This is a genomic window from Niveispirillum sp. (genome assembly GCF_052437035.1).
In the GTDB taxonomy this organism is placed as follows: Bacteria; Pseudomonadota; Alphaproteobacteria; order Azospirillales; family Azospirillaceae; genus Niveispirillum.
On record NZ_JBQVOH010000002.1, the window covers coordinates 692,168 to 716,557 of the forward strand.

A 24,390-nucleotide genomic window follows, 5' to 3' on the forward strand; every position below is an offset into this window, starting at 1 on the left:
TTCAACGCGCAGGGTAGGGGCGGGGCGACGGCAGGACGATTACGCGTGAGGTAATAGTCCTGTCACCGGGCCAGTTTCGGGCCCGACTGTACGCTGACCTCACCGGTGCGGTTCAGGGCCTTGGCCAGCGCATCCAGCCGGCGTTGCACGCTGTCGCCGGTCAGCATGGCGGCATCTTCGGGCAGCAGCAGGGTCAGCTTCTGATCGCCCAGGCGCAGCAATGTCCGCTGCAGCAGGGTTGCCGCACCGCCGGTCAGCGTATGGGCCAGACGCAGGGCCAGCCCGACGATGTAGGCGCGGGCCAATGCCCCCTCTTTCAGCAGCCCCCGGGCCGGTGCCAGGATGGGGCTGTCCATAGTGCCGGCATAGCGGACATGGATGGCAGTGGCCAAGAAGGCACGTTCGGCATGGTCCACGCCCGCAAACGGCATGCGCAAGATACGCAGGAAGGCATGTTCGGCACGGTAGTCGGGATGTTCGGCCCAACCCAGATCGGACAGAAGACAGGCAGCCTGACGCAGGCGACGGGCCGTCGGGTCCTCCCCCACGAACAGCGGCGCCGTCCAGCCGGTGAGGATTTCGGCATGGCCGAAGCGACCAATCCGTTCGGCCACATCCTCACACGCAGTGATCAGCGGGTCCTGCCGCTTTTCCGTCGCGTCCAGCAGGTCGTACAGATGCCCCTCACGCAGACCGTATGCCGAGAAGGTGACGCGCGATGGCTGCACCGCTTTCAGCACGCGTTCCATGACCAGGGCAGCCAGGGGCAAAGTATCCAGGCGACGTTTCGACACGCCCTGCATCTTTTCCAGATTGCTGCGTCCGGCGCGGGCCACGGTACCGGCGAATTCCGCCATGGCGGCACCATCCACACTGTACTGGTGGATGATGTGCAGGGGATGGTTCACCTGCTCCAGATGCATCTTGGCCAGCGCGCGCCAAGCGCCGCCGACCGGGTAATAGGTCCGGCCCTTGCCACGCGACAGCCAGTCCAGCTTGGACAGATGCTGATCGATCAGCTTGGCGGCGGGACCGGGCTTGCCCTCTGTCGCCTCCAGCAGGCGCAGCGGACCCAGCGGGGTGGTCACCTGCGCCCCGATCTCGCCCTTCTCCAGCAGCACCAGTTCCAGACTGCCACCGCCCAGATCACCGGCCAGCCCCTCGGCATTGGGGGCACCGGACAGCACGCCCAGTGCCGCCAGCCGCGCCTCTTCCTCACCGGACAGGACATCGACATGAAACCCGGTGCGACGCGTGATCTCCGCCACGAAATCGGCCCCGTCGGCGGCATCGCGCACCGCCGCAGTCGCCAGCACGTCGATGCGGCGGACCTGCATCCCCTCCAGCAGGCGGCGGAAGCGGACAAGGTTATCCAGCGCCAGCACCACCCCGTCGGGGTTCAGCTTGCCCGTCCGTTCCACCGTCTTGCCCAGGCTGGGCAGCACCTTTTCATTGAAAAGGGCGACGGGCGAGCGTGTCAGCTTCTCATAGACGACGCAGCGCATCGAATTGGAACCGACATCGATGACCGCGAGGCGGTCGTCGGCATGGGCGTGATCCACGTTGGGGTGATCCGCTTTCTGTGACAACATCGGGAGAATGCCGGGTTACGGGAAATTGCTCAATACCAGTTTCGGCGGCAGACGCGCCTCCGTCGTGGCACTGCCCCGACCCGAAAGGCTGGGGTTCGTCATGAAGTAGGTATGAGCGTTAAAGCTTTCGAGGCAAGGTTCCACGCGGCGGTATGTCGCGTCGGGTTGCAGGACCCAGCTTTGCGTATTGTCCTTGAGGTTGGCGACCATGATCTGGTCCAGCACCTGCTGATGCACCGTCGGATTCTCGATGGGCACCAGGGTTTCGATACGGCGGTCCAGATTGCGGGGCATCCAGTCGGCGGACGAGATGTAAATCTTCGCCTGACGCGAGGGCAGGCCATGGCCATTGCCGAAGCAGATCACGCGGCCATGTTCCAGGAACCGGCCCACAATCGACTTCACATGGATATTCTCCGACAGGCCAGGCACGCCGGGGCGCAGGCAGCAGATGCCGCGGATCACCAGTTCGATCTTCACCCCGTTTTGCGATGCCTCATACAGCTTGTCGATCAGCTTGGCATCGACAAGGCTGTTCAGCTTCACCCAGATCTGTGCCGGGCGACCGGCATGGGCATGGGCGATTTCGGCATCGATCAGTTCGAACAGACGCTGACGCAGGGTGATGGGGGCGATGGCGATCTTTTCCAGCGCCCTGGGCGTGGCGTAACCCGTCATGTAATTAAACATGTGGGCCGCGTCATGGCCCAGCGCCAGATCGCAGGTGAAGAAGGACAGGTCGGTGTAAACCTTGGCCGTGATCGGGTGGTAATTGCCCGTGCCGAAATGCACATAGGTGCGCAGCCCCTGGCTTTCACGGCGGACCACCAGCGACACCTTGGCGTGGGTCTTCAGGTCCACGAAGCCATAGACCACCTGAACCCCGGCGCGTTCCATGTCGCGGGCCCAGCGGATATTGGCCTCTTCATCAAACCGCGCCTTCAACTCCACCAGCGCCGTCACCGACTTGCCCTGTTCGGCGGCATCGATCAATGCGGCCACGATGGGGCTGTTCTTGGAGGTGCGGTAGAGCGTCTGCTTGATGGCCAGCACGTTGGGGTCGGCGGCGGCCTGACGCAGGAACTGCACCACCACGTCGAAGCTTTCGAACGGGTGATGGACGACGATGTCCTTCTGCCGGATGGCGGCGAAGCAATCGCCGCCGAAATCGCGGATACGTTCCGGGAAGCGGGCATTATAGGGCGGGAACAGCAGGTCCGGGCGATCATCGCCGATGATCTGCTTGGTATCGGCAAGCCCGATCAACCCATCCAGCACGAACACATCGTCGTTGGAGACGTTCAGTTCATCGACCAGGAAGGCGCGCAGTTCCTTCGACATGCCGGCATTGACGGCCAGCCGGATCACGCTGCCGCGCTTGCGCCGCTTCAGCGCGGATTCGAAGGTGCGGACCAGATCCTCCGCCTCTTCCTCAATCTCCATTTCGCTGTCACGCAGCACGCGGAATACGCCGCTGCCCTTCAGCACGAAGGGCGGGAAGAGCCGGGAAATGAAGGTCAGAACCACCTGTTCCAGCAGGACATAGCGTGTCTCGTTGCCGGGAAGCCGGATGAACCGTTCCAGCTGCGTCGGCAGCATGACCAGCGCGTCCAGATTGGCGCCCTTCTGCGGGTCGAACAGCTGCAGGGCCAGGGCGAAGCCGCTGGACGGCAGGAAGGGGAACGGGTGGGCCGGATCGACGGCGATGGGCGTCAGGACGGGGAAAATCTCGTCAATGAAGCGGGCTTCCAGCCAGTCATGCTCCGACGCGGTCAATTCATCGGGATCGACGACCGCGATACCGCTGGTGCGCAGCAGCTTGCGCAGCATCAGCCAGCATACCTGCTGGTCGCGCATCACCTCCGTCACCCGGTAGTTGATGGCGGCCAGTTGCTGCGCCGGCGTCAGGTTGTCGTCGGATGGAGTCGTGACCTTGGCGGCCACCTGTGCCTTCAGGCCGGCGACGCGGACCGTATAGAATTCATCCAGGTTGCTGGCAGAAATGGACAGGAAGCGCAGCCGTTCCAGCAGCGGATGCTGATTATTGTACGCCTCTTCCAGAACACGCTGATTAAAGGCCAGCCAGGACAGTTCGCGGTTGATGAACCGTTCCGGGCTGTCGGCCGCGATCCCGCTCTTGGACGGGATCAGCGCGTTGGCGACCAGCGTGTCGGCCAGCAACGTATCGGGTTGCGTGGTGGTCGGCAGCGTATCAGGGGCGGCGGTCACAGCGATCTCGTCCTTCTGGTCCTGTGGGGCCGGAGCAGTATATGTTGCTTCTGTGACGGTTTTGGGTACACGGGTCCCGCGCGGGCGGCGACGCTGCCCTGCTGTTCCGGTTCCGCTATCCTTGCCATTGGTGGTCATGAAGACACTCTATCTGCTGCGGCACGCCAAATCGGACTGGGATGACCCGCGGCTGGCCGACCATGACCGGCCGTTGAGCGCGCGGGGCCATCGCGCCGCCGCGACGATGGCGAATTATTGGACGGCGCGCAAGGGCGGGCCACCGCGCCCCGACCTTGTGGTCTGCTCCACCGCCACCCGCGCCCGCGCCACGTTGGAGATTGTGGCGGCATCCTGGGGCACCAACCTGCCGTCCACCACATTCGACCGGTCCATCTATCTGTGTGGGGAGGAATTGCTGCTGGACCGGGTGAAGGCCTTGCCAGAGCAGGTGGGGGCGGCCCTGTTCGTCGGCCATAATCCGGACTTTCAGCTTCTGGCCCGTGATCTGTGTGGCCGGGGGGAGGCGGGGCTTCGCCAGTCGCTGGCAACCAAGCTGCCCACCTGCTCGTTTGTAGAAGTTACCGTTCCGGACGGGATGAACTGGCGGGACCTGAGCTGGGGAAGCTGCACCCTGTCGGGCTTTACGCGACCGCGCGATCTGGAAGAACGGTAACCGGGGGTCTTTGCCCCTTCCGTCCCATGCCGCACTGCGGTATGTGAAGGGATCATTCCCCGACGGAACCGAGGCGCGAGCCCCCTTGAACGCCAAGCCCAAGGCCCCCCGCATTCCCCGCCCGGAGCGGGAGGTGGAAATCAAACTGCTGGCCGATCCGGCGGATCTGCCCCGCATCGCGTCCTTGTCGCTGATCCGCGAACGGCTGGTGATGCAGGCAGAGCCGGCGCGTCAGCATACGGCCTATTTTGATACGCCCGGTCTGGCGCTGGCCAAGCGCGGTCTGGCCCTGCGCCTGCGCCGGCAGGGGATGAGGCGCGAACAGTCGGTGAAGACCATGTCGTCGGGCGAGGCGGGCGATGGCGCCGGCATTGCCGTCCGCCGCGAATGGCGCTGGGATGTGGCCGGTGACGGGCTGGATACCGGCCTGTTGCGTCAGGGGGACTTGTCGGAACTGATTCCTGCCGACGCGCTGGACAGCCTTTCCCCCCTGTTCACCACCGATGTGCAGCGCACCATCCTGCTGCTGCGTGCGGGTGATGAAGGGCGGGTGGAACTGGCACTGGATCTGGGGCAGGCCCAGGTCATGTCACCAGACGGCCAGCCATCGGCCCGCCACACGATCAGCGAGGTGGAACTGGAGCTTCGCCAAGGCGAGGTGGCGGACCTGTTCCGGTTGGCCGCCGACATCCATGCCCGCGTGCCGCTGCGCCTGTCAACCCGCAGCAAGGCCGATCTGGGTCTGGCCCTGCTGACGGGCGCACAGCCGCGCGCCCATGCCGTGCGGCCCCTTGGCATCACGCCCATCACCACCGTAATGGAGGCGTTCCGCCATATCGGGCGCAACGGTCTGGCCCATCTTCTGGACAATCAGCCGGCCTTTACCGAAGCCATGGGTGATCCAGCAGCCCTGCGCGAAATGGCGTCAGCGGTACGGCGGCTGATCACGGCCTATGGCCTGTTCGCCGACCTGATCCATACCGATCAGGGTGACGCGCTGCGTGATCAGTTGAAGGTGCTGGGCCGCAAGCTGGAAAGGGCGCGCGACTGGCAGAAGCTGGCCATGGCCCTGACTGAACTGCCGCAGGAGGCCCGCAAGGGCGCCGTCGGACCCGTATCGGCGGCCCGCGCCAAGGCACTGGACAAGGCAATGCGCCTGCTGTCCTCCCCGGAATGGACGGGCTGGCAACTGGAATTCGCGGCATGGTTAGAGGCTGGTGACTGGGCGCAGCAGCCCCATGGCTGCCCGTTCGGCACCACCCTGTCGGAAATCGCTGGCGATATGCTGCGCCTTCGTCTGGATGCCTTGCGCGCTGTCGGTCTGCCGGGGGATGTCGCGACCGCCATCAAGGCGCATAAGCGCCTGCGCAAGCTGCGTTATGACCTGGATTTCTGCCGTGCCGTGTGGCCCGCCGAACGGGTGGACCCGTTGCAGCGCGCCGTGGATGCCCTGCGCACGCCATTGAAGCAGGTGGCGGATGACATGAACGCGGCGGGATTGCTGGACAAGATTGAACAGACAACCGCCGCCGACGCCTTGCGCAAACGCGCTGCCGCCGCATTGAAGCCGCTGCCGGCGCTGTGGACGGCGTTTCTGGCAGCGGATGTGGTGGCGGTGGCGGCCTGATCAGGCCAAGGGTCGGATCAAGATTTCTGCGGGAATACCCAGCCTTTCATGAAGACGCCTGATCATGCCGATGGACAGGCTGCGCCGCCGGTTCAGGATTTCCGCCACCCGTGTCCGGGTGCCGATCATCGGTTCCAGATCCTTGCGCGTCAGCCCCATCTGTTCCATGCGGAACTTGATGGCCTCCACCGGGTCGGGCGGGTCCATCGGATGATGCTCCGCCTCATAGGCATCAATCAGCGTCGCCAGAATATCCAGCCTGTCCCCATCGGGCGTGCCGCTGGCGGCGCCCCAGAGCTGTTCGACCTGTTCCAGGGCCGCGTCATAATCTGCTTCGGTGCGGATGGGCTTCAACTCAGCCATCATATCCAATCTCCGTCACGTCGATGCGGTCATAGTCACGGTGGCTTCCCAGCCATTTGATCCAGCTCACGCCACCCCGAACCGATACTCACTGAGCGACCGGAAGTGCTGCCCCGGTCGCAGGACCGTGCCAGGGAATCCCGGCTGGTTGGGGCTGTTCTGGAAATGCTGGGGTTCCAGGCAGACGCCGCAATGGGGTTTGTAGACCGCACCGCCACGGCCCACCATGTCCACACCGTTGGCGGTGAAAAGCTGCACGCCGGGTTCGGTGGTCCAGAGCTCCATTGTCCGACCGCTGCCGGGATGTGACAGACGTGCCGCCCGCCGTAAGGCGCCGCCATGCGGGCCGCGGATCACGAAGCAATGATCATAGCCACCACCGATACGCATCTGTTCTTCAGGTGAGGCAATGTCGCGACCAATAGGTTTGGTGCTACGTAAATCCAGTGCCGTGCCGTCGACGGGCCTGATCTCCCCGGTCACCATCTTGTCAGGTCCGAAGGCGGTGAAACCATCGGCCTCCAGGGTCAGCAGGTGGTCATGGATCAGCGATCCCGGCACGCCTGACAGGTTGAAATAGCCATGATGGGTGGGGTTCAGAACCGTGGGCCGTGTGGTCAGCGCCTCGATCTCCAGGCAGAAGCGGTTATCCGGTGTCAGGCTGTAGGTGACGCTGATGCCCAGTTCGCCGGGGAAGCCCTGATCCCCGTCCGCCGACAGCAGGGTCATGCGCACGGCGGCACCGTTCAGGATCTGACCCTGCCAGTTGCGTTTGGCAAAGCCCACCGGCCCGCCATGGGAGGAATGTTTGGACCCGCCGGTGTCCAGCACAACCTCATGCCCATCCAGCGTAAAGCGGCCATTGCCGATGCGCCCCGCATAACGGCCAACAAGCGTGCCGAAATTGCGGGACTTGGTACGGTAGCTTTCGAAATCATCCAGGCCCAGGACGATATCGGCGAAATTACCCGCCTTGTCGGGCATGATCAGGTTGGTGACGGCGGCACCATAGGTCATGACCCGCAGGCTGGCGCTGGTACCGTTGCTCAGGGTGTAGAGCGTCACCGGCGACCCGTCCGGCATCTGCCCGAACACCTGTTCCGTCACGCCCGGCCTGCCGGTGACCCGCGCGGCACAACCGGCCAGCGGCAAGGCGGCCAGGGAGGAGAGAAGGACGCGGCGGGACAGGATCATGGTCATGATGGTCGCATTTCCCAAGGTGCAAATAGAAAGAGGGCCGGGACGCGGATCACGCATCCCGGCCCCCGTCAAAGACCCATCTTACAGCTTGTAGCGGGCACCCAGATAGAACTGGCGGCCCGTATGGTGATAGACATAGGTGGAGTTGCGGACGCCATCCAACTCGCCATGATACTGGCGGTTGGCTTCATCCGTGAGGTTCAGCGCTTCAAACGAGACGGAGAAATTCTCTGTCACATTATAGGAGGCGGAGGCGTCGAAGGTAGTGGTGCCCGACTTGCCGATGGCCACGATGCCCCGCGTACCGCCATTGGCCGCCGGAACCTGCTGGTAATAGCCTGACCGGTGTGCCGCCGACACGCGGACATTCAGCTTCTCGCCATCATCATAGTAAAGCGTGGCATTCCAGGCGTCGGGCGACAGGTTCACCAGATCCGCGGTGACAAAGACCGAGCAGGCTGCGGTCGAGCAATAGTCGATCTTCGACGACACATGCGTGTAGTTGGCCTGCACACCCAGCTTGTCGAACCCTTCCGGCAGGAAGCTGAATGGCGCCTGGAAGCTGATCTCATAGCCTTTCAGCGGGCCGCCCGGCGTGTTGGTGGGGGTGCTGAACACATAGGACAGGTTGGGATCACGCCCGCCGCCCGCCGGGAACGCCTCCGGATTCATGGCCGTCAGCTGGGCATAGGTCATGGTCTGCTGCGTGGTCTGCACGAAGGTGGAGATGTCCTTGTAGAAATAGGCGACGGAGATCAGCGACTCCGGCGCGAAATACCATTCAAGCGACAGGTCCACCGTATCGGCACGGTAGGGTTCCAGCGTGACATTGCCCAGCGACGCGCTGGGGTTCGGCGCGTTCAGGGCCGACAGGGTGAAGACCGGCGTCAGGTTGGTGACCGGCGGCCGCGACAGCACCTTGGCGGCGGCGGCGCGCAGGATCACGTCGTCAACTGGCTCCAGCGACAGGTTGATAGAGGGCAAGGTGTCCTTGTAGCTGTTCTTGCCAGTCACAGGGCGGGTGGCGCCACTTACAAAGGAGTAGCCGGTGGCCGTGACGTCGGTCTTCACCTGACGCACGCCGATATTACCGCGGAACGGCATATCGCCCAGTTCGGTATTCCAGTCCACCTGCGCCCAGAAGCCCAGCGACTCTTCCTTCACATTGCGCCAATTGGCCAGGGTGGCGCTGTTTTCCAGACCCTGGCTGCGGAAGTCGCCGCCGGCAATGCCGGTATCGCAGTTGCAGTTGATGTTGAACAGCTTCTCGAACGCGGCTAAATCAGGGACCAGCCAGCTGGTCGGCGTGCCGGTGGGCAGGTTCAGGCCCTTGCCGAAACCGGTCAGCAGTTGTGTCATGCTGGCCAGGGTAGTGCCGGTGGGCAGGGCGGGGCCGACATTGCTGGTGGCCGAGGGGCGGGCGAAGGCCTGGGCGTCGGACTTGAACCGCTTCCAGTTGACACCGCCCTTGGCGCTGAACGTGTCATTGATGTCCCAGGCCAGATCACCCTGTGCCGTGTCATAGGTGTTGGTCTGGAAGGTCGGGTTCATGCGGATTTCCGACCGGGGATTGGCGCCGGTCGTACCGGTGATGACCCACTTGGTCGGGTCCGTAACATCGAACCCGTAATCGATCAGCGGCAGGTTGCTGTTGTCGCGGAAGTCCCAGCTATACCCATCGGTATTCTGCCGGTCCATCAGGACCGTGGTCTGGACCGGATTGTCGAACTTCGACTTGGCCCGACCACCCGTCACGCTGCCGCGCACCGTCTCGCTGAACTCGTGATCCACGTTCAGCGTGTATTGCGTGAACTCGGTCTTCAGCACGTCGAAGCGCTGTTCGGACCGGATATCCATGTCGTCCAGCTTGGCATAGACCATTTCGCCGGTCTGGGGATCGACAACGGCCTGGACAATGTCCACTTCCGGCTTGCCGCCCTGAGACGCGTTGCGGCTCAGCGACCAGGCTTCCAGGAAGTTTTCCTGTCGCGTGCTGTCCAGCTTGGAATAGAGCACGTCGAAGCTGACGGTGGTGTTGCCCTCGTTCGGCTTGGCCTGCAAGGACAGGGTGGCGCCGGTGCGTTCCTGGTTATGGACCAGACGGCCATAGCGCGGGATGCGCGGGTGGAAGACGCCGCCGGCAGAAGAGGCGCCCCCGGGCAGGGCCGCCGGATTCTGGAAGCCGTTATCGCCATTGGCGGGGCCCCAGCGCACCGAACTGAACCCTTCTTCCAGCAGGTCACGCTCCGAATAGGCAACCGACAGCAGCGCGCCCACCTGATCGTCCAGCCAGGTGTTGGACAGCAGGACGGCACCGCGCGGGTCCACCTTCTCCGACAGGTCATTATAGCCGGCCTGGGCGGACGCTGCGGCGGTGAAGCCGTTGAAATCGAAGGGGCGCGAGGTTTTCAGATCGACAGTGGCGCCCAGAGAGCCTTCCTCGACCTCGGCGGATGCGGTCTTGCGCACCGTGATGTTGTTGAACAGTTCGGATGCGAAAACGTTGAAGTCGAAGCCACGGCCACGGTTGGTGCCGCCGGAGCTGTCGGTAGCGCCGGTGGTGGCCTGCGCCTCGATCCCGTTGATACGGGTGCGGGTGAATTCAGAGGAGAGGCCGCGAACGGTCAGCGAACGGCCCTCGCCCGCGTCGCGGTCGATGGAAACGCCGGGAATACGCTGAATGCTTTCGGCGAGGTTAGTATCGGGGAAATCCGCAATATCCTCGGCACTGATCGCATCGACGACACCGGCCTCGTTACGCTTGATGTTCAGCGAATTGGCAAGGCTGGCACGGAAACCGGTAACCACGATTTCTTCCAGGACCGCACCGCTGTCGGTCTGGGCCGGGGCTTGCTGGGCCTGTGCATTCGTGGCGGAAACGGCCATGGACAGGGCGAAAGCCGAGACGCCATAAGGAATTGCGCGGCGAAGGCCACGATGGATACGGGACATGGGATTCCTCCTCCTGTTCGGGACCTCGGTGCTTTGTCGCACCGTTTATCCCCTTTTTTGCATCAGCGACGGGCGATTTTGCTTGCCAATTGTCACCGGTGTCATAAGAAACTATGCATGGTTTGAAACGGAACGCAAGCGGTGGAAACAGGAAACGAAACAAACTTTGTTCCTGTGGCACGGATGCGAACCAACGACCGGCGATAAACAGGGCAGGCGGATGAACCGCCGCCATGGTCAGGGAAGGACACCGAAAATGGCGCATGCGAAACGGTTGCGGACAGGGGTGGCGCTGCTTGCCCTGTTGACGGGGGCCTTGCCTGTGGCGGGGGCGGATGCGCCCGATGGGTTGCTGTTCCGGGTCACGGGTGACAGGGGGCTGGTGGCCGACCGTGCCGTGGGCGACGCGCGTCCCACCTTCGCCGACAAGGTGGCTGTGGTCCCGCAGGGCGGCGCGTCCGGTGCCTATCTTCAGGCCGCCGATGATCAGGTCCTGGCCTGGGCAGCCCCCGGCAATATCAGGGCGCAGCGCGGGACGCTCAGCTTCTTCTGGCGGTCCCGCTATCCCGTTGGCAGCAATCAATTTCCGCTGTTTCGCGTGTCCTTTGCCAATCACAGCAGCTGGGACATGGTGTTCCTGCGCCTGGACTGGAACGGCAAGGGGTTCGACGGATTCGTGACGGATACGAACCTCGCCCGTGTCCGGGTTTCCTGGGAAATGCCCGCAGCCCCGGCGCCCGACGCCTGGACCCATATCGCGTTTGCCTGGGACGAAGCGACAGGGGTGCAGCTTTACGTGAACGGTGCCCTGGTGGCCCGCAAGGATCAACCGACCTCGCTGGATGCTAGCCTGGATCAGTTAGGGCCGCACAGCCGCATCATCAGCCCGATCCAGGTGCAAAGCCGGTATAATTTCCTGCGCGGTGGCGATATCGATGATATCCGCATTCATGACCGTGCCCTGGACGCGGCATCCATCAAGACCCTGGCCGGGGGTGGGGAACCGGCGTCAGTACCGGCGGCGCCGGATGGCTGGTCCGCGTGGGCGCATCGCAACGGCTTTGACCGTCCTGACGATCCGCCGCCCTATCTGGCCGATGCCAGCACACGTATCCGCAAGGTCGAATTCACCGAACAGCGCGATATCGCGCAGCGCATGTGGAAGGGCAATGACGGTATCCGGGAAACCACCTGGCCCGGCGTCTATAACCGTTCCCGTCTTGCGGGCCGCCACGATTATTTCACCCTGCCGGACTGGAATGTCTATTCCATGGGTGGCAAGTCCGGGACCTGGTTCCTGCCCGATGAACCGTTCAATCAAGTCGAAATCCAGGGCGCTGCCTATGGCAAGCTGGGCTGGGTGAAGGGGGCCAAGGTTCCGGAAGGAAATGGTCAGATCACGGTTGATGGCGACCTGCTTGCCAAACGCCGGGCGGGGACTGAACGCAGCACCACCCGCCTGAAGCAGGAGGCGGCTGGCGGTGCCCTGCGCTTCGTGAACGAGGCACAGGAAACCCCGATCCAAGAGATCGGTGCCTATCATGTCGGCCCTGGCGCGGCGCCTGCCGGGCTGGGTGATTTCCATTTCAACCTGCGTCTGGCGGCGGAACCGGATTTCACAGCCATCCTGCCGCTGCGCCACTTTATCGAGGGCCGCTATCCGGAGGGGGAACGCGACGTGATCGTCGCCATTCCCGATGGCGGCGTGCCGACCCGCAAGCGCGTGACGCCGCCGGCAACTAAGGGCCGGCCCGTGGCCCATATCGCCATTCCCATGGATTTCCGCCGACAGGAGCCGGGCCTGCCGCTGTACCGTGCCAGCACAGAAGGCTTTGAGAATATCGGCGGCCTGGACGGGATCGAACTGGTGATCCCGGCGCTGGACGTGAAGCCGACGCATAAAGGCGGACTGGTCGCCCTGAACATCCGCGTCAAGGACCCGCTGACGCCCGAACGCGACCTGTTGGATGTCAATGTCGCCGTCAAGCCGGGGGAGGCGCGCACCCTGTGGCTGGATACGCGTGACCGCATCCTACCGTCCGACAAGCCGCTATACTTGACCATCGCCTCGTCTGCGCCAGACTTTTCGGTCGCGAAGCTGGATGGGGCCTCGCTGCGGCTGGTGTTCAAGACCAAGGCAGAGGCCAAGGTCGAGCATGCGTTCGACCGTGAACGCCAGATCCAGGACAATTACGGCTTCCTGGTCGAGGAGCGGCAAAGCAGCCGGAACCTGGGCCTGTTCCAACGATTCTATGAGGATGTAACCGACCTCCTGCGCATCGATCCCGACAATAAGGTCGGCAATGGCTATTGGTCGGAATGGAACCCGCAGCAGCCGCTTCCGCCCGTCGATCTGGAGGCAGCGCCGCCGGGTGTGCCCGCCTGGGCCTGGGGCCAGACCCGCTATCTGGCACAGGTCCGGTCCTTCGTGAACTGGTGGATCGACCACCGGCAGGTGGAGGGGGAATTCGGCGGGGGCCTGTCGGATGATACCGACCTGACCAATCAGTGGCCGGGACTTGCCCTGATGGGTGTGGACCGGGAGAAGCTGACCCGCTCGCTTTCCGAGATGATCGACGCCGTTTATGCAAATGGCATGATGAAGGACGGCCTGGGCACCATCGTCACCGATGAACTGCATGTTTATGAGGAAGGGATCAACGCGCAGTCGCAGATGTCGCTGCTGACCCCCGGCGATCCGCAGGCCGTGGAACGGCTGATGGAGACGGCGGCCAACTTCCCAGACCTGACGGCGGTCAATCCCAAGGGCAATCGTCTGCTGGTCTCCAACTATTTCGGGGCCGGGCACATCGTCAAGGAAGCGCCCTGGCAGTGGTCGAAGCCTTATTCGTACCTGATCTTCCATCCCGGCATCCGGTTGGTGGAGATCAATGGCGATCCCGCGACCCGCAAGCTGTTGTTGGAACTGGCCGATGGCTACCTGGCCCATGGCAAGCAGGCCGCGGACGGCACCTGGACCTTCCCGTCGGAGATCAACTGGCCCGATGGTGCCACGCGGGGCAGTGCCGGGCCGGAACAGACCAATCTGTTGATGTGGGCGGCGTATCGCTGGACGGGTGATGCCAAATATCTTCGGCCCATCGAACAGGTGCTGCGCAAGGGCGGGCTGTCGGCGCTGGCCGGGATCGTCAGCAGCGATCTGGCCATCGACCTGAAACGCACCGACCTGCGGGCTGCTGTTCTGGAGCAGGCCAAGGCCGACCGCTATGCCAGCCCTTATACCTACCACACGGCCTGGATCGCGACGGACGACAAGGCCTGGCTGGTCAAGCAGTACGATAATCAGCGGCAGTTCGCGGCGCTGCGCATGGAGATGATAACCGCCGATCACTGGTGGACCGACCGTGTCGAACTGCCGACCCAGGAATTGCAGCGCCAGCGTCTGGGCGGTGTCGCGCTCTATCGCAACGCCATCGTGCGCGGTAACCGCATCGAATGGGATTTCGATGACAAGGATGGGGCGGAGAAGGTGGCCATCCTGGTGAAGGAGCCGACCCGAACCGGATTCCGTGTCCTGGCCCATAACCTGTCCGACAAGCCCGTTACTGCCCGGATCATCGGTGCCGATGTCGCCACCGGCGATTGGGCGCTGGCCGAAGGCATTGATGCCGACGGCGATGACAAGGCGGATAGCAGCGCCAGCCGCAAGGTCGCGTTTGGTGAGGGGCAGGCGGTTTCGGTCACTCTGGTGCCGGGCCGGACCAGCGTGTTCGATTTCGTCCTGTCAGGGCCTGAACAGGATCTGACACAGCGTCCGGACCTGGCCATCGCGGCGCGTGATGTGGTGCGGGTAAAGGGCAGGGTGGATGTGACCGTCCATAATATCGGTTCGGTGCCTGCCCCTACGGGCCGTGTCAGGATGCTGGCCGCCGATGGCTCCGTCCTGGCGGAGGCGTCGCTGCCGCCCATCGCGGCACCGCTGGACCTGAAGCCCAAGGTCGCGAAGGTCACCTTGAAGGCTCCGGCGGGGGCGGTGTCGGTGGATGTGCTGTTGGATGGCGGGGCCGTGGAAGCACGCGCCGACAATAATAAGGTGATGCTCCGCTGAGGTGCCGGGGGTGGCAGCGTCCATTGGACTTGTCACCCCCACAACAATCGGATTGGACGCACCGGGTGGCGGGTCTATAGGCTGGGGCCTGGATATCCGCCACCGGTGCCTTCATGCCCGTCAATCTCGCTCTGTTTTTCTGTTCCGTCCTGATCTGGGGCTCGACTTGGTACGCCATCACGTTCCAGTTGGGGGCGGTGCATCCGGCCGTGTCGGTGGCTTACCGGTTCCTGCTGGCGGGTGGTGTGCTGCTGGGTTGGCTGGCGCTGCGCCGGCAGCCGATCCTGCCGAAGCGGGGCGGGTGGGGCCTGATTCTGGGTGCGGGGCTGCTGAACTTCTCGTTGAACTATTTCATGGTCTATAAGGCCACCGCTCTGTTGCCATCGGGTCTGGTGGCCGTGGCGGGGTCGGTTCTGTCCTTGATGAATGTCGTCAACGCCCGGCTGTTCCTGGGACAGCCGATGCGGCCCGCCGTGCTGGCCGGTGGCATCATGGGGGTGGTGGGCGTCCTGCTGCTGTTCACACCGGAATTGGATGGCGGGATGCTGACCGGTGGGGCGTTGATCGGATTCGGCCTGATGATGGTGTCGAACTACTCTGCTTCGCTGGGCAACATGGTCGTCTCCAAGACGCGCAAGGCGGAAATGCCGCTGATCGGCACCACGGCTTGGTCCATGCTGGTCGGTGCCGGCATCATGGTGATCGTGGCCCTGGTGCAGGGCGCCAGTTTTGCCATCGTGCCGTCAGCCCCTTATTTCCTGTCGCTGGCCTATCTGGCGCTGTTCGGCTCCATCGCGGCTTTCCTGTGTTATTTCACGCTGCTGGGCCGTATCGGGCCGGGCCGGTCGGGCTATGTGGCCATCATGACGCCGGTCGTCGCCCTGGTCATTTCGACCATGTTCGAGGATTACCACTGGACGCCCGCCGGTATTGCCGGCCTGCTTCTGGCCGTTCTGGGCAATCTTCTGGTCATGGCGCCGGCCTCATTGGGGGCCCTTCTGCGGCGTCAGCTGGCCTGATCCTGCATAAAGATTGGGGCCATGCGCACTTCGCGCGTGTTCGGATACTTGCCCCCATGCTTTCGGTGGTGTATTCCCACCGCTGAATTGGCGGAGCGTGGCGCAGCCTGGTAGCGCGGCTGGTTTGGGTCCAGCAGGCCGGAGGTTCGAATCCTCTCGCTCCGACCATTTCCCTTACGGTTCAACCATCAGTCACAGGGTTCGCCATGAAGGTCCGGATTTACCAGCCGTCCAAGACCACCATGCAGTCCGGCCGCGGCAAGGTCGGTGACTGGGTGTTGGAATACGAACTGGCCACCCCGCGCCGTCCGGAGCCCATGATGGGCTGGACCAGCTCCGGCGACACGCTGAACCAGGTGCGCGTCAAGTTCCCGACCAAGGAGGCAGCATTGGCCTTTGTCGCCAAGAAGGGTTGGGATGCCGATGTCGCCGAATGGCAGGAACGCCGGGTGATCCCCAAGAATTACGCGGATAATTTCCGTACCGACCGTCCGCGCATCGGCCGGTTCTGATCCTTTCCCCTATCCGGCCCCATAGCTCAGCTGGATAGAGCACTCGCCTTCTAAGCGAGCGGTCGCAGGTTCGAATCCTGCTGGGGTCGCCAAACATCTGATCGAAAGGGCCGCCCGTCCGATGTGACGGGCGGCCCTTTTTCGTTTCCGGAACCATGCTCTAGCTTTTCGTTTCCTCAGGCGTCGGCGCTGCATCCGCAGCTTGACTTACGCGGCACGTGCCGCGCGGCGGCGATCGCCGCCGGAGCTGTTTCCGGTCATCCGAAAACAGCTCTAAGCGAACCCGTTCCAGGCGGCAAAAGCCGCCGCCGCCTTGCCCCCTTGGCCTGTTTCCGGGGCTCGGCAGGAAATGCCTGCCTAGGCAAAAATCGCCCAGAGCCCCCGTCCAGACCGGCCCCAAGGCGGCAAGAATGCGCCGTTTCAGGCTCTGTGTACCCTGCAATATACCTCTTAAGTATAGGTCTTCGGGCGTCTGTGAACTTGGCACGCTTCCTGCTTATCACCTGTCGAACCCAATCGTGTTCACCCTCAGGAGGAAGAGACCGAAGCTCTGGACAAGGCGTTGAGCGAGTAGCGGTGCAGACCAGCCTTTAAGGCGATAAGCCAAGCAAGCCTGATACCGCGATCAGCAAAACGGATTGCCCGATCCGACAAGAAACTGCCGGTCATGCACTGCACCCGGCGTCTTCCACGGGTTACGGCGACGTCCTTCCTGACAAGTCCACGAGATCGATTTGGGCCGAAACGGCCCCTCTCACGGCTCAAAAGGAGATATACCATGTCGACCAGTGACGTTCAGTTGACCGCAGGAATGCGCAACAACCTGCTGCTGCTCCAGAAGACCAACAAGCAGGTGGAAAGCATTCAGAACCGTCTGTCCACGGGCAACAAGATCAACTCTGCCCTTGACGGTCCCACCAACTTCTTCGCGGCCAAGGGCCTCAGCGTTCGTGCCACCGACCTGTCCAAGCTGAAGGAAAGCATGGGCCAGTCGATCAGCACGATCCAGGCTGGCGACAAGGGTATCACGGCCATCGAGAGCCTGATCGAACAGGCGAAGGGCTTGACCACCACGGCTTACGGCAACCTGGGCACCGACGCCGCCAGCGTCGCCACCCGTAAGTCGCTGGCCGAGCAGTTCAACCGCCTGAAGGATCAGATCGACAAGATCGCCCGTGACAGCGGCTATCAGGGCAAGAACCTTCTGGTCGGCAACGGCCTGACGCTGGACAGCACTGCCGGCAGCCGCGCCAATGTGAACTCCATCGAGGGCATGTCGAACAGCCGCGTCACCAACGTGGTCAGCGCCGACACCTACTCCATCCGTGTTTCCGGCACCGGTGCCATCAGCGCCGATCTGGAGGACATCGCCAAGGCCGAAACCGCCCGCGGTATTGCCTCTCTGAAGGTGTCGGGTACCATCTCCGCCACTGCCGGCAACTTCGCCGATGTCAGCGTCGAGATGCGTGGCAATGTCGGTCGTGAGCGTACCCTGGTTATCTCCGAGGGCAGTGAAAGCCGGACGGTGAAGTTCTTCGACAACACCCAGGCCGCCGTGGCAAGCACCACCACTGCCGGCGCCTCAGGTACGCCGCAGACGTCCCGGGTCACGATCAGCGGCTCGATTGAAGAAGGCGACACCTTCACGGCAACCGTCAACGGTAAGGCCTATAGCTACAAGGTCACCGCAGACGATCTCACCAATGCGGGCGTCACCCGCAACCCCGACGAACTGCGCCGCCAGGTAGCCAGCCAGTTGGCCAACGAAATCGCCAAGAGCACGGATTTCGGTGGTGATGGCTCCACGGCTGTGACGGCTCCGACGACCCTGGCCACTGCCGACGGCACGGGCGCCCGCTTCAACATCGCCTACGACACCGCTAACGACTATTTCGAGATCGGGTCGGATCTGTCGACGGGCACAGGCGTCAGCTTCAATGTCGGCGCCACTTCCACCAACACGCTGGAAAAGGCGATCTCGATCACCTTCTCCTCGGGTACTGTGGTGAGCTTCACGGTCGACCGTACGGCCCTGGATAACCTGGGAACCGGCGGTAATGGTACCTCGACGATCGAAAAGAATGTCGATCTGACGGTGTCGGCCACCAACCTGAACGGCGTGACCATCGAACGTTCGGCGGCCAACGCCCGCGGTTCGGGCAAGCTGTCGGATGGTGAGAACTCGCTGGCTTTCGACAGCGGTACGGTCCGCTTCGAAGTTGACAGCGCCACCTTGAAGCAGGCTGCCTCGGCCCAGCGGTCGAACAACCTGATCACGGTTCAGCGTACCGATGCCAACACCGAGAACGACCTGACGGTGCAGTTCAACGAGGCGAACACCTCCACCATCGCGGTTGTGTCCCAGAATATTCAGACGGATGGTCAGGGCCTGCGCCTCGACTATGCTCAGAACAACTTCCTGGATCGCGCCGACATCGACAAGGCCGTGTCCAGCCTGGACTTCGCCACGGCGAAACTCCGGTCTACCTCTCAGGCCCTGTCGACGAACCTGAACATCATCCAGACGCGTGAGAACTTCACCAGTGAGTTCTCCAACGTCCTGACGGAAGGTTCGAACAAACTGATCCAGGCTGACCAGAACGAGGAAGGTGCGAACCTGCTGCTGTTGCAGACCCGTCAGCAGCTGGGCACCATCTCCCTCTCGCTGGCCAACCAGGCCCAGCAGGCGATCCTGCGTCTCTTCTAAGAGGCCGGGTTGGAGTGAAAAAGGGGCGGCGACCGCAGGGTCGCCGCCCTTTCTTTTTGCGATGCAAAGATCAAGGAATAATACAAAAGAATTTAAGGTAAATTCCTTGGATTAATGCAACGCCAATCTCTCATTGCCCGACGCAAGGCAATAGGGTACAGCCGATCACATGCGCTTTGTGATCCGCATCCTGATCTGGTCATTGGTGGTGGGGTTGGTGCTGGCCTGGCTTGGCTGGACGCCAGCCGAGCTTATTGGCTGGCTTTGGCACCTGTTGGGCCATCTGCCGACCTGGGTGCTTGGCTTTGCGGACTGGGCCTGGCCCTATGTGAAGCAGGGCGCCATCATCGTGGTGCCGCTTGCCTTGATCGGTCTGGTGCTGGAACTGCGCCGCCGCCGCCGGCGCGATAACCGCAGCGTCGATTGACCGCTTGCTGTGGTAGGCCGCCCGTCAGTTGGGTAGGCCACGCTTCTCTGCCGCGGCGACATGGACCAGCCGGGCCGCCTTGTTGAAATTCATGGTGATCATCAACGTGGCGCGGCCACGGATCAGGTGGACATTCTTTTCCGCATCCACCGGCAGCGGCACCTTGCGGGCCATGCAATGGGCGATCAAGGCGGCCTGCAGCTCGTTCTCCGGAACCGTAACGGTTTCGCGGCCCTGGTCATAACTCAAGGTGCAGGTGACGCCCTCATCACCGCTATCCATCCGAAGCCCGCTGATCTGGCCCAGCGGCAGCTCTTCCTTGAGACGGCGCTTGCGATCCAGCACGGCCACGAGAACCTCGCGGTCGGTGAACAGAATGCAGCGTAGTTCCTTCATGGGGCAACGTCCGGTAGCAACATCAAGCTGTCACCTTACGCTGATCCAATCGCATGGCCCAGCCTGGAACCTATGAACTTTTGGATGGTGCGCGCCGCGTTGGTATTCAAAAGCCGGGTGTCTGGCCCTTGTTCCCGTAAAGCGCCTCCGGTGACAGCAGCACCGGGTCGGTAATGGTCAGGCCATCGGCGTCGGCGCGGCGGTAGAAACAGGAACGCCGGCCCGTGTGACAGGCGGGGCCCTGCTGATCGACACGCAGCAGGATGGTATCGCCATCGCAATCAACCCGCCATTCGATCAGCATCTGCACCTGGCCGGAGCTTTCGCCCTTGCGCCAGAAATTCTGGCGCGAGCGGGACCAGTAGCAGACGCGGCCCGTGCGCAGGGTCTCCGCGATGCTGTCGCGGTTCATCCAGGCCATCATCAGCACCTCGCCGCTGTCATGCTGCTGAGCGATGGCAGGGACCAGGCCGTCAGTATCGAACTTTACGGCGGCAATCGCGGCCTCGATGCTGGCATCGGGCAAGGGGAAGGTGCTCATCATGCCTCCAGCGCCGTCTTCAGGCGGGCGAAGCCCGCCTCCAGATCGGCGATAAGATCATCCACATCCTCCAGCCCGATATGCAGCCGGATCAGTTCCCCGCCCGTCCAGGAGACGGCGGTGCGGATGGAGGTGGGGTTTGAGGGCAGGATCAGGCTTTCAAAGCCGCCCCAGCTATAGCCCATGCCGAAATGCGCCATGCCATCGACCATGGCGGCCATCGCCTTGCGCGGGGTGGGGGCCATTTCAAAGGCGAACAGGCCGCAGGCGCCCGTAAAGTCGCGCTTCCACAGGTCGTGGCCGGGGCAGGCGGGCAATGCTGGATGACGCACCCGCGTCACCTCCGCCCGTGTTTCCAGCCAACGGGCCACCTTCAGGCCGGACTCATGGTGGCGGCGCATGCGCACGGGCAGGCTGCGCAGGCCACGCAGCCCCAGGAAAAGCTCATCGGCGGAGGCGCATGCGCCCAGTTCCACCGCCGTCTTCTTCAACCGCAGCCAATGATCCTGCCGCGCACAGACCGCGACCCCCAGGCTGGCATCGGAATGCCCGCCCACATATTTGGTCGCCGACTGGATAGAGACATGAACGCCCTGTTTCAGCGGCTTGAACAGCAGGCCCGCCGCCCAAGTATTGTCGATCATCACCACGATGTCGGCATTGGCGGCGGTGACGGCGGTGCTGATGGCCGGCACGTCCTGTACCTCGAAGGTCAGCGATCCCGGTGATTCCAGGAACACGACCCTGGTCGCAGGGCGCAGCAGCCCCGTGATGCCAGCGCCGATGCCGGGATCGAAGTATTCCACCGTCACGCCGGAACGCGACAGGATGCCGTTCGCGAAGTTGCGTGTCGGGGCATAGGCGGTATCGGCAATCAGCACATGATCGCCCTGTCGGGTGAAGGCCAAAAGGCTGCTGGTGATGGCCTGCAGGCCCGATGCATAAGAGACGGCGGCGTGGCCTTCCTCCAGCTCCGTCATCGCTGCTTCGAAGGCATGGCTGGACGGGTTGCCCGTGCGGCCATAGCGCACGGTGCGATGGGCCGGGTCATAGGCGTCCAACTCCGCCAGGGTCGGGAACAGCACTGTGGAGGCGCGGAAGGGCGGGATATTCACAGCCCCGCCAAACTTCTCCGGTGCGCGGCCCGCATGGATCAGACGGGTATTCTCGGCGAACGGCCGGTCGCGGTCATGCGTGCTCATGCGGGCGTGGCCTCTGACGGGGGCAGCTTCTGGTTGGGCAGGGGGATGTGGGAACCGGCGGTCAGCGGGATCAGACCCGCCAGACGTGGATCGGGATCTAAGCGCACTTCCTGGCCCACGGGGCGGAAACCCGCCTTCTGATAGGTCATCAGGGCGCGCGGATGGTCCAGGTCGCAGGTGTTGACGGTCACCTTCTCCACCCCGGCCCCGTTCCATGCCGCCTCAATCGCCCAATCCAGCAGCCAGGGACCGATGCCCTTGCCGATGAATTCGGGGATCAGGCCCAGATACTGGATATCGCACGCACCCGGATTGGTGCGGCTCAATTCAACATATCCGGCGGGAACGCCGCTGATATAGGCGACATAGATTTCCACCCGCTTATCGGCCAGGATGGCACGCAGCTCGTCCGCCGGCATGGCGCGGCGGAACCACCACAGCCACTCTTCTCCCACCGTGTCATAGAGATAGCGGTAGAAGGAGAAGGTGCAGTTCTCCGCCCGCAACAGCGACAGACCGTGCGGATGCGGCCGTTGCCGGCGCATCGGCTTCGTCGTCATCTCCAGATAGGTCACCGTGACCTTGATATGGCCCGGCGGCGGGGTGGGGAGGCTGTCGCTCATGCCTGCTTCTCCTTTAATCAGCCCACAATAACGCCTGTGATGCGCTGATCGACCCCGCGTCCGTCAATCCTCCCCTTACGCTTCAAGGGGTTGACAGCTCATGCCGCAGGGCCGGTTGCCACCGGCAGATCATCACGTCCGCCCCATTCGGTCCACGACCCGTCATAGAGCGCCACATTATCCACGCCCAGACGGTAGAGGCCCAGCGTCAGGACCGCTGCCGTGACGCCGCTGCCGCAAGACGTGGTGATGGGCCTGGACAGGTCGATGCCGGCCCGGGAGAAACGATCGCCCAGGGCATCGCCCGTCAGCATCAGCTTGGTTTCCGGGTCCAGTATGTCGCCGAAGGGCAGGTTGCGGGCTCCGGGGATATGGCCGCCACGCAGGCCGGCGCGCGGTTCCGGCGCGGTCCCTTCAAACCGGCCGGCGGCGCGGGCGTCCAGAACCTGTTCGGCACCGTTTTCCAGATTGGCCCGCATATCCTCCACCGACCGCACCAGATGGGCGCGGTAATGCGGGGTGAACTGGCCCTGCGCAGGGGGCGCCAGCGGTCCCGTTTCCACCGGGCCGCCGATATTGACCCAGCCCGGCAGGCCGCCATCCAGCACAAAAACATTGTCATGGCCAAAGACGCGGAACATCCACCAGGCGCGTGCGGCACTGGACAGGCCCGTCACGTCATAGACGACAATGATGCTGTCGGAACCAACGCCCAGCGCCTCCACCGATGCCTTGAAGCTTTCCGGGGTGGGCAGCATGTGGGGCAAGGGGCTGCTGGGATCGGAGATGCCGTCAATGTCGAAGAACTGCGCACCGGGGATACGCTTGGTCACGCATTCCGCCTTCGGGTCGCGCTGGGCCGCCGGCATGTGCCAGGACGCATCCAGAAGGCGGAGCTTCGGATTGCGCAGTTCCGTTTCCAGCCAAAGCGGGGAAACCAACGGGTCCGTCATCGCACGCTCTCCGATCCTGTAGTGATGTCAAACGAGTATCTGTTCAGCCCTTGGTAGCGCGCGTCTTCGGCTTGTTCAATGAAGCTGCCGCCTGGATCAGGGCCTTGAAGGCGTCTGTATCAATCATGCTGTCCCGGAACAGGTCCAGAGCGCGGCGGGCATTGCCATCCAGGCTGGCATTGAACAGCCTGGCCGGGTCCTCCACCGACGCGCCCTTGGCAAAGGTCAGCTTGACCTTGTCCTTGTAGGTCTCTCCGGTGCAGATGATGCCGTGGCGTTCCCAGACCGGAACGCCACCCCATTTCACCGTTTCCACTACATCGGGCAGCGCCTCGTGGATCAGGGCGCGCATGCGGGCAAGGGTTTCACCACGCCAACCGCCCAGTTCGGCGATGCGTGCGTCGATCTGCCGGACGGCGTCGGGTGCTTCGGTCATGGCGCGGCTCTCAGTCCCGCAGCGCCAGCTGTACGCGCCGGTTCTGCTTGCCCTTGTTCTCGATCTTTACAATCGTGATGCCGCCAATCTCACCCGTCCGCGCCACATGGGTACCGCCGCAAGGCTGCAGGTCGACGATGGCATCGTCGGTGCCGATCTGAAGCAGGCGAACGGAGCCGGACCCGGTGGGCGGCTTCACCGACATGGTGCGGACAAGGTCGGGCGTGGCTTCCAGTTCGGCATCGGTGATGGTGCGTTCGCGGACAGGGTGGTTGGCGGCGATCAGTTCGTTCACCGCCGTCTCAATCTGTTCCTTGTCCAGGCTGGCCGACGGCACATCAAAATCCAGGCGCGACCGGTCGGCCCCCACCTGTCCGCCCGTCACGGCCCCCGGCACCACGGCGCACAGCAGATGCAGGGTGGTGTGCATGCGCATATGGCGGTGGCGGCGTTCCCAGTCGATCTTCTGCGTCACAAGCGTGCCGACCGGCGGCAGGGCCGTATCGGGGGCCGGGATGTGCAGAACCTGATCACCACGTTCCACCAGCGCCTCGGCCTTGCGCGCATCGATGATGGCGACGCTGCCGCCATCCCAGGCCAGACTGCCGGTATCGCCCGGCTGCCCGCCGCCATTGGGGTAGAACAGGGTGCGGTCCAGAAGGATGCCTTCCGGCCCCGCCGCCATCACCACCGCCTCGGCTTCAACCTGGTACGGATCGTCACGGAACAGCAGGGTCATGGGCATCCACCTTGTTTGTTACCGGTCTGCGATGAGTATAGCTCATCGCAGACCGGTTGGCGCGTTAAGCGCCCGCGTGCCTATGCACGCGCCAGCCCAAGCCGCCGGATGGCGGCGCCCGGCGCCTGAG

At 63.4% G+C, this 24,390-nt stretch carries 19 protein-coding genes and 2 tRNA genes; 9 read left to right on the forward strand and 12 right to left on the reverse strand.

What is annotated here, in order from left to right; translation table 11 throughout:
* Window positions 1–62: 62 nt before the first annotated feature.
* Window positions 63–1,592: a Ppx/GppA phosphatase family protein gene (locus ACT6Q8_RS08350; protein WP_444733171.1), complete on the reverse strand. Its 1,530-nt coding sequence runs from the start codon at window positions 1,590–1,592 to the stop codon at window positions 63–65.
* Between the two features lie 15 nt (window positions 1,593–1,607).
* Complete coding sequence (locus ACT6Q8_RS08355; RefSeq protein ID WP_444733172.1) at window positions 1,608–3,959, reverse strand: RNA degradosome polyphosphate kinase; 2,352 nt, start codon at window positions 3,957–3,959, stop codon at window positions 1,608–1,610.
* Between ACT6Q8_RS08355 and ACT6Q8_RS08360 the strand changes: the two genes are divergently transcribed.
* Window positions 3,958–4,494 (forward strand): SixA phosphatase family protein, encoded by a 537-nt coding sequence (locus ACT6Q8_RS08360; RefSeq protein ID WP_444733173.1) that lies wholly within the window; start codon window positions 3,958–3,960, stop codon window positions 4,492–4,494. The genes ACT6Q8_RS08355 and ACT6Q8_RS08360 overlap by 2 nt on opposite strands.
* A gap of 85 nt (window positions 4,495–4,579) precedes the next feature.
* Window positions 4,580–6,121 carry a CYTH and CHAD domain-containing protein gene (locus ACT6Q8_RS08365; protein WP_444733174.1) on the forward strand — a complete coding sequence of 514 codons (1,542 nt, stop codon included), beginning with the start codon at window positions 4,580–4,582 and terminating at the stop codon, window positions 6,119–6,121.
* Here ACT6Q8_RS08365 and ACT6Q8_RS08370 read toward each other — a convergent pair whose 3' ends face one another.
* From ACT6Q8_RS08370 to ACT6Q8_RS08380, 3 genes are all read right to left on the reverse strand, one after another.
* On the reverse strand, window positions 6,122–6,487 hold the full coding sequence (locus ACT6Q8_RS08370) for a helix-turn-helix domain-containing protein (protein WP_444733175.1): 366 nt from the start codon (window positions 6,485–6,487) through the stop codon (window positions 6,122–6,124).
* A gap of 63 nt (window positions 6,488–6,550) precedes the next feature.
* A complete protein-coding gene (locus ACT6Q8_RS08375; protein ID WP_444733176.1) occupies window positions 6,551–7,684 on the reverse strand; it encodes an aldose epimerase family protein in 1,134 nt (377 codons plus the stop codon).
* Between the two features lie 81 nt (window positions 7,685–7,765).
* Window positions 7,766–10,636: a TonB-dependent receptor gene (locus ACT6Q8_RS08380; RefSeq protein WP_444733177.1), complete on the reverse strand. Its 2,871-nt coding sequence runs from the start codon at window positions 10,634–10,636 to the stop codon at window positions 7,766–7,768.
* A 256-nt stretch (window positions 10,637–10,892) separates the two neighbouring features.
* Between ACT6Q8_RS08380 and ACT6Q8_RS08385 the strand changes: the two genes are divergently transcribed.
* From ACT6Q8_RS08385 to ACT6Q8_RS08415, 7 genes are all read left to right on the forward strand, one after another.
* Window positions 10,893–14,705, forward strand: a complete 3,813-nt coding sequence (locus ACT6Q8_RS08385; RefSeq protein WP_444733178.1) for a LamG-like jellyroll fold domain-containing protein — start codon at window positions 10,893–10,895, stop codon at window positions 14,703–14,705.
* A gap of 113 nt (window positions 14,706–14,818) precedes the next feature.
* Window positions 14,819–15,724 (forward strand): DMT family transporter, encoded by a 906-nt coding sequence (locus tag ACT6Q8_RS08390; protein WP_054169547.1) that lies wholly within the window; start codon window positions 14,819–14,821, stop codon window positions 15,722–15,724.
* Between the two features lie 91 nt (window positions 15,725–15,815).
* Window positions 15,816–15,892 (forward strand) — tRNA-Pro (locus tag ACT6Q8_RS08395).
* Window positions 15,893–15,930: 38 nt separating this feature from the next.
* Window positions 15,931–16,236: an ETC complex I subunit gene (locus ACT6Q8_RS08400; protein WP_054169523.1), complete on the forward strand. Its 306-nt coding sequence runs from the start codon at window positions 15,931–15,933 to the stop codon at window positions 16,234–16,236.
* Between the two features lie 15 nt (window positions 16,237–16,251).
* A tRNA-Arg gene (locus ACT6Q8_RS08405) sits at window positions 16,252–16,328 on the forward strand.
* A gap of 686 nt (window positions 16,329–17,014) precedes the next feature.
* Window positions 17,015–18,943 (forward strand): flagellin N-terminal helical domain-containing protein, encoded by a 1,929-nt coding sequence (locus ACT6Q8_RS08410; RefSeq protein ID WP_054169522.1) that lies wholly within the window; start codon window positions 17,015–17,017, stop codon window positions 18,941–18,943.
* 169 nt (window positions 18,944–19,112) lie between these two features.
* A complete protein-coding gene (locus ACT6Q8_RS08415) occupies window positions 19,113–19,370 on the forward strand; it encodes a hypothetical protein (protein ID WP_444733179.1) in 258 nt (85 codons plus the stop codon).
* Between the two features lie 24 nt (window positions 19,371–19,394).
* Here the strand turns inward: ACT6Q8_RS08415 and ACT6Q8_RS08420 are convergent, their stop codons facing one another.
* The 7 genes from ACT6Q8_RS08420 to ACT6Q8_RS08450 all read right to left on the reverse strand — a co-directional run bounded on the left by ACT6Q8_RS08420 (window position 19,395) and on the right by ACT6Q8_RS08450 (window position 24,260).
* The gene (locus tag ACT6Q8_RS08420; protein WP_054169520.1) at window positions 19,395–19,766 is read right to left on the reverse strand and encodes a hypothetical protein; all 372 of its coding nucleotides are present in this window, start codon (window positions 19,764–19,766) and stop codon (window positions 19,395–19,397) included.
* Between the two features lie 106 nt (window positions 19,767–19,872).
* Window positions 19,873–20,307 carry a phosphoribosyl-AMP cyclohydrolase gene (hisI, locus tag ACT6Q8_RS08425; protein ID WP_444733296.1) on the reverse strand — a complete coding sequence of 145 codons (435 nt, stop codon included), beginning with the start codon at window positions 20,305–20,307 and terminating at the stop codon, window positions 19,873–19,875.
* A complete protein-coding gene (metC, locus tag ACT6Q8_RS08430; protein ID WP_054169518.1) occupies window positions 20,307–21,509 on the reverse strand; it encodes a cystathionine beta-lyase in 1,203 nt (400 codons plus the stop codon). Before metC ends, hisI begins: the two co-directional genes overlap by 1 nt.
* Window positions 21,506–22,132: a GNAT family N-acetyltransferase gene (locus ACT6Q8_RS08435; protein ID WP_444733180.1), complete on the reverse strand. Its 627-nt coding sequence runs from the start codon at window positions 22,130–22,132 to the stop codon at window positions 21,506–21,508. The genes metC and ACT6Q8_RS08435 overlap by 4 nt, the downstream gene beginning before the upstream one ends.
* Before the next feature lie 98 nt (window positions 22,133–22,230).
* Window positions 22,231–23,085: a 3-mercaptopyruvate sulfurtransferase gene (sseA, locus tag ACT6Q8_RS08440; protein WP_054169516.1), complete on the reverse strand. Its 855-nt coding sequence runs from the start codon at window positions 23,083–23,085 to the stop codon at window positions 22,231–22,233.
* Window positions 23,086–23,128: 43 nt separating this feature from the next.
* Window positions 23,129–23,521: a DUF1801 domain-containing protein gene (locus ACT6Q8_RS08445; RefSeq protein ID WP_054169515.1), complete on the reverse strand. Its 393-nt coding sequence runs from the start codon at window positions 23,519–23,521 to the stop codon at window positions 23,129–23,131.
* Window positions 23,522–23,531: 10 nt separating this feature from the next.
* Entirely contained in the window at window positions 23,532–24,260 is a 729-nt protein-coding gene (locus ACT6Q8_RS08450) for an alanyl-tRNA editing protein (RefSeq protein WP_444733181.1), read from the reverse strand.
* Window positions 24,261–24,390: the final 130 nt, after the last annotated feature.